Annotated in this window: 3 protein-coding genes; all 3 read left to right on the top strand. The window is 52.4% G+C overall.

Annotated features, from left to right (window positions below):
• Nucleotides 1-2,133: molybdopterin-containing oxidoreductase family protein (locus tag HWQ67_RS11475; RefSeq protein ID WP_218252828.1), on the top strand; the 2,133-nt coding region annotated here is incomplete at its 5' end.
• Between the two features lie 263 nt (nt 2,134-2,396).
• Nucleotides 2,397-2,747 carry a hypothetical protein gene (locus tag HWQ67_RS11470; protein WP_218252827.1) on the top strand — a complete coding sequence of 117 codons (351 nt, stop codon included), beginning with the start codon at nt 2,397-2,399 and terminating at the stop codon, nt 2,745-2,747.
• Nucleotides 2,748-2,776: 29 nt separating this feature from the next.
• On the top strand, nt 2,777-6,143 hold a 3,367-nt coding region (locus HWQ67_RS11465; RefSeq protein ID WP_218252826.1), incomplete at its 3' end, for an InlB B-repeat-containing protein.

Below are 6,143 nucleotides of genomic sequence, written 5' to 3'. Positions count from 1 at the left end.
GGAGCTATGCAGGTGGGCGTTACCACACACAGGAGCATCTGCCGGGTATGCCACGGTGGTTGTGGAGCCATCGTATACAGTGATGGCAGGAGGGTTTTACGGGTCAAAGGTGACGTACAATCGCCAATCAGCCGGGGGTGGATGTGCATAAAGGGCCTGAAGTCCGCCGACATCGCCAATCACCCTCAACGTCTGACAACCCCGCTTAAACGTAAGGGACAGCGCGGCCAAGGACTCTGGCAGAAAATCAGTTGGCAGGAGGCACTCGATGAGATCGCACAAAAGATAGATGACCTCAGAATACAACACGGTGCAGAATCAATTGTCATCGGCCAGGGGACGGGCAGACATCACTACATGCACGTGGTGAGGTTTGCAAATGCCCTTGGCACCCCCAACTGGTATGAACCGGGTCTGGCGCAGTGCTTTATCCCGCGGATAACCGTCAGCCATCTCACCTATGGCGGCTTTCCGGTGGCCGACTACTATGGCGACAAAAAACCTGAGTGCATACTGTTCTGGGGCCACAACCCCCTGGTGTCAAGCGCCGATGCAGAGCTTGCCCCGGCCCTGCTCAGGGCGTTGAGAAACGATTGTATGACGATCGCCGTTGACCCCCGCCGCTCTGAGACCGCAAAGAAGTGCAAAATATGGTTACCCATACGACCCGGCACGGATGCCGCCCTCGCCCTGGCCATGATAAACGTTATAATTGCCAAGGGCCTCTACAACGCAGATTTCATCGACAACCACACGGTCGGCTTTGACGAACTCAGAGACCACACGGCAGCATTTACACCACAGTGGGCCTCCGGCATCACGCGTGTGAGTGCCGCAGATATCGAGGAGGCAGCCTGCCTGTATGCCCGCTTAAGGCCGGCGGTGCTGGAGTGGGGGCTTGGCCTGGAGCAGAACTCCAACAGCCTCCAGAACGTCAGGGCGGTAGCCATCCTGCGTGCCATCACGGGCAACATAGACGTCCCCGGGGGCGATATCCTCGGCATGAATGTCCTCAGGGCCTACCCCCTGCTCAAGGACAAACTCCCGCCGGAACAGGCAAAAAAACGGATCGGGGCCGAAGCCTTCAAGCTCCTTGGCGGATGGCGCGCCTACATGCCATCGGCACACATCCCTAGCATATTTAATGCCATCAACGACGGTGTCCCCTACAGGGTGAGTGGACTGCTGGTCTTTGGCAGCAATCCGCTGTTGACATTGGCTAATCCAAAGAGGGTGCTTGAGGGTATCAGAAAACTTGACCTCATGGTAGTGACAGACCTGTTTATGACGCCCACCGCCCTGCAGGCCGATTATGTCTTACCTGCCGCCTTCTGGACGGAAATAGACCACCTCATGGGAGTCCCGCTGGTGGCGGAAAACTTTGTCTTTGCCCAGTCTGCCGTCGTAGACACACCGCACTGCCGCCAGGATGAGTGGATCATCGACGAACTCAGCAGGCGCCTGCACCTGCCAGGCAGCGAGGTAGGCTTCAAGGACGTCTTTGACTACCAGTTAAAACCCCTTGGGATAAACTTTGACAAGGCAGCAGAGGCGATTTATATATGTCCCCCACACAGGTATCACAAGTACCGTGAAAATGGCTTCAGGACGCCCTCAAGGAAGGTGGAACTCTACAGCGCTTCGCTCAAACGAATGGGCTACGACCCCCTGCCATCACACGTGGAACCACCCGAGGGACCGGAGGCATCCCCTGAGCTGCTTGCTGAGTATCCGCTGGTTCTTATAACGGGCAGTCGCCGGGTCGAGTTCTTTCACAGCGAACACAGACAGATTGAATCCCTGCGCAAATTGCGTCCAAGACCACAGGTGCAGATACACACCTCAGCAGCCAGGGAGCGTGGCATCCGGCATGGCGATGAGGTGCTTGTCTGCACCAGGCGCGGTCAGATCACCGTGTTTGCCGAGGTCACGGAGGACATTGCCCCCTACGTGGTTAGCGCAGAGCATGGGTGGTGGTTTCCGGAGCGGTTATTTGACACCGATGCCCTGTGGCAGGCCAATGCCAACCTCCTGACGGATGACTCCCCACCCTATGACCCGGCCTTTGGCTCATGCCGCCTGCGGGGGCTGTTGTGCGACGTCAGATTGTCTGAACCACGCCTGCGACCGTAGGAAGCAAATCTCACTTAACGGCCAGGCGCCTGTAAGGAGCTGTCCAACAATTGGGATTATCAGGATTTATGTTCGAGCAGACCTTATTCTTTTTTCCTGTAAATCCTTTAATCTGCGTAATCATGGTTCAGACAATCCCTATTTTTCTATAATCTGACATTGTCAAATTAACTTTCACGATTTTTTCACGCAAATATGTATATGCTATAAGCATGGAAAGAGACAGCAGACAAATACAAGATATAACAAGGAGGAATATACCTATGAGAAGGATATTGTTATTATTAGCCGCAGCCATTGTCATGGCAATGACTGCAAGTAATGTGTATGCCGGTGGCGGATTGAAAAAGAACGCTTATTCCGGCAATACGGGGACAAATACACAACCTGCTCAGGAGAGAGACGTCTCAGGCGTTGTTCATGAGGTGTCTTATAGTTATCCCCAATATATAGTGATAGGAGAGACGCAGTTCAATATCGACAGGGCAGTGTTTACAACGATAAATGACACGCCTGTCTCTATCTCCGACATAAAAAAAGGCAAGAAGGTGAAGCTCGCCATTGACGCATCGGGTGTTGTTACCAATGTGTTCCTATATCAGGAACAGCAATGAACAACCTGGATATAAAATTGGAGGATAAGATGATGATACGAGATTCAGTATCTGGAAGGTTAAGACATACCATAGCCGCCAAGGCGCTATGGTTGGGTATTTTGTTGATCACTGCCATTGTTTTTCCTGCTATAAGTGAGGCAGGTTATGACCTGAATGTGTACAAGTCACCAACTGCCGGTGGTACCATAACAGGCTCACCCGGCAGCATTAACTGTGGAGGTGATTGTCACCATGATTATGGGTGGAGTGCTACTACCGTGACCCTGACCGCAACCCCGGCGGCCGGATACGTCTTTTCAAACTGGTCCGGGGGTTGCTCAGGAACCTCGCCAACGTGTTCCATTTACGTAAATTACGACAAGTCTGCAACTGCCAATTTTACAGTTGCTCCCACACCAACCCCAACGCCGACTCCAACGCCGACACCTACACCAACTCCGACGCCTACACCGACCCCAACACCAACACCGACGCCAACACCAACACCGACGCCAACACCGACATACGCCCCACCCGCCGGCATGTCAACCTACTGTTCCACACCGCCATTTGTTACGGGCAACTTCCCACCCAATATAATGATTATCCTCGATAACTCCGGCAGTATGCTTAGTAATCCTGCTTACCGTGATGCCGGTGGTTCAAACGACTGTTCAAGTTCAAGCAATCCCTGCTCGGGGTTTGATACCAATACCCAATACTTTGGCCTGTTTGACCCTGCTTATTGGTATGAATACACCGGTAGCGGTGGAACCTCCGGTTTTACCAATGACAAGTTTTACCCAACTGCCACAAAAGGCTCACGGGCAAAGACCTCAACGGAATGGGACGGCAATTTCCTGAACTGGATGACGATGAATAGAACCGATGTGGCAAAGCTGGTCCTCACCGGAGGGAAAGTCATGACCACCACATCACATGCCAGTTACGTTGCTGAACCATCAGGCTACAGCAGGGTCTATGCCGATTATGGTAGTCAGGACTTTTACAGAAACATATGTAATCCCGGAAACTACACCTCCCTGAGCAGTACGGGGCATGATTGTAGCCTTGCCATTAGCGCTCCAACACTGAACACTCCAACCAATTCAAGCGGAGGCTCTCTTGCTGCAAGCACTACTTACTACTATAAGGTATCTGCATGTGATGCCACCGGTTGTAGCGTTGCTTCAAATGAAAAATCAAAGGCCACGACTAGTTCGAATAAAAAGATAAACCTCTCATGGAGTAGCGTCAGCGGGGCAACCACCTATAGAATATGGCGTGGCACAAGTTCCGGCGGTCAAAACAAGTACTGTGACGTCAGCTCCTCAAGCACATCTTATATTGATGACGGCACTTGCTTCAGTGCCTCAGGCACGCCCCCAACTCCAATAACCTTCAGGGTTGATGGCGCAAGTGCAACTTATACGGATATACCCTATTTCTACGACAACGCAAGCAGCTCTTTCAAATGGAGGGTACAGGCAAGGGTCGTTACTCCCCTGGGCGCCATACAGGCAATTGGCAATAAGGCAAGATGGGGTCTTACTTATTACGACTCTACCTATGAGGGCGGACAGGTGAATATAAATATCGCCAACAACAATTACACAAGCGTTGTTGATTCGATAAATCAGATGACACCTGGTGGTTATACGCCCCTTGCCGAGACCCTTTGGTCTGTGGTTGGATACTTTGCCCAGACGGCGTCGGCCGTGGGAGGCACCCATGGCTCAGGTAACGGAGGGACGGGACCACAGTATCATAGCGGGGATTATACAATAAGCGCCGCCGCTGACCCGTACAACGGCTTCACTGATGCAACAGGGGCCTCCGTCTATGCGCCATGCGCCAAGAGTTATGTGCTGTTGATAACGGATGGTCTGCCCACCAGAGATGGCAACATACCTTCAACCCTGACCGATTACGTAAGAGGCAAGACGAGCTACAACTGCGAACCTTACGCCACATCAGGGTCGTCATCGTCAACGTGCGGTGACAGTTCAAGCAATGAGTGTGCCTGTCTTGCGGCAGGTCCTTTTTCGGCCTCCGTGGTTGATTATGACGCAACTGGCGCCCAAGGAGGTCTTGAGGATGTGGCTTATTACATGCACACCAACGACATCAGACCAGGCCTCACAGGTACTCAGTCGTTGAATCTGTACACGGTCTTTGCCTTTGGAACTAATGCGACCCTCCTTAAATACGCAGCCATTAACGGCAGCTTTGCCTACAGCGGCACACACACAAGCCCCGGCACAACAGCCCCCTATGCGGATTGGACTACCGATACGGTCGCCTACACCCCAGCTAATTACTATGACGCCTCCGATGGATATGCCTTACAGGGGTCCATACAGGCGATACTCCAAAACATTGTAAAACAAGCAGCATCAGGAACGGCGGCCTCCGTCCTGGGTGAAAAGGCACGAGAGGGGGCAAATGTCCTGCAGGCGGTGTTTTATCCAAGTCAGGACTTTGACATCACAACACCGCCAAGTATCACCACGCTGTCGTGGCTTGGCTATATAAACAACCTCTGGTACTATGAAGACCTTGTGAACAATTATGGCAATCTGCGAGAGGAGACCACGGCAGACAACATCCTTAACCTGCAAACCGATAATATCGTCAGCTTTGACTTTACCGGCAATCAACTGGTCGTTCATAGCTGGGCAGATACGGACGGAGACGGGCTAGGTAACACCCAGCTTCCTGATAAATTGCTTGATGATGTACAAATGGTGTGGGAGGCCGGCAAGATATTGTTCAAGAGGTCTACTGCAAGGAAGATACTTGTAAATGACAGCAGCGGCACTTATCCCAAGGCAGCCGGCGGGACCTTTATGACCTTCACGACGGCCAACAAGGCCGGCTTTGGCAGCTACCTTGGTGCAGACTTAAACAGCGATGGCTTTGTAAACGCCGCCGATGCCACGCAGGCAGACAGGCTCATCAACTACATGATCGGTACCGATTACGCCGAGTACAGAAGCAGGACGTTACCGCTGACAAACCCCGTCGATCCCACAATAACAGCCCCGTGGAAACTGGGGGACATCATATACTCCACCCCCCAGATCGTAAAGTATAACAACACCTACAGCGATTACAGCGTTGCCTTTGTGGGCGCCAACGACGGAATGCTCCATGCCTTCAAGATCGGACAACTAAGCTCCACGGGTCTCTCCGGCACCAACAAGGCTCAAATTACAGTTGGCGGAAAGGACAGCATCGTACTAGGTGAAGAGTTGTGGGCCTTTATACCTAAAAATGCCCTTCCGTATCTGAGGTACTATGCCGCCCCCAATTACTGTCACCTATACACGGTAGACCTGAGCCCCTATCTGTATTCCTATGGCAGCAAGCGTTTACTGATAGGTGGTATGAGACTTGGCGGTGGATGCGGAG

This window comes from Candidatus Magnetobacterium casense, assembly GCF_019173545.1.
GTDB lineage: Bacteria > Nitrospirota > Thermodesulfovibrionia > Thermodesulfovibrionales > Magnetobacteriaceae > Magnetobacterium > Magnetobacterium cryptolimnobacter.
This window is presented reverse-complemented; position numbering and strand designations above follow the sequence as displayed.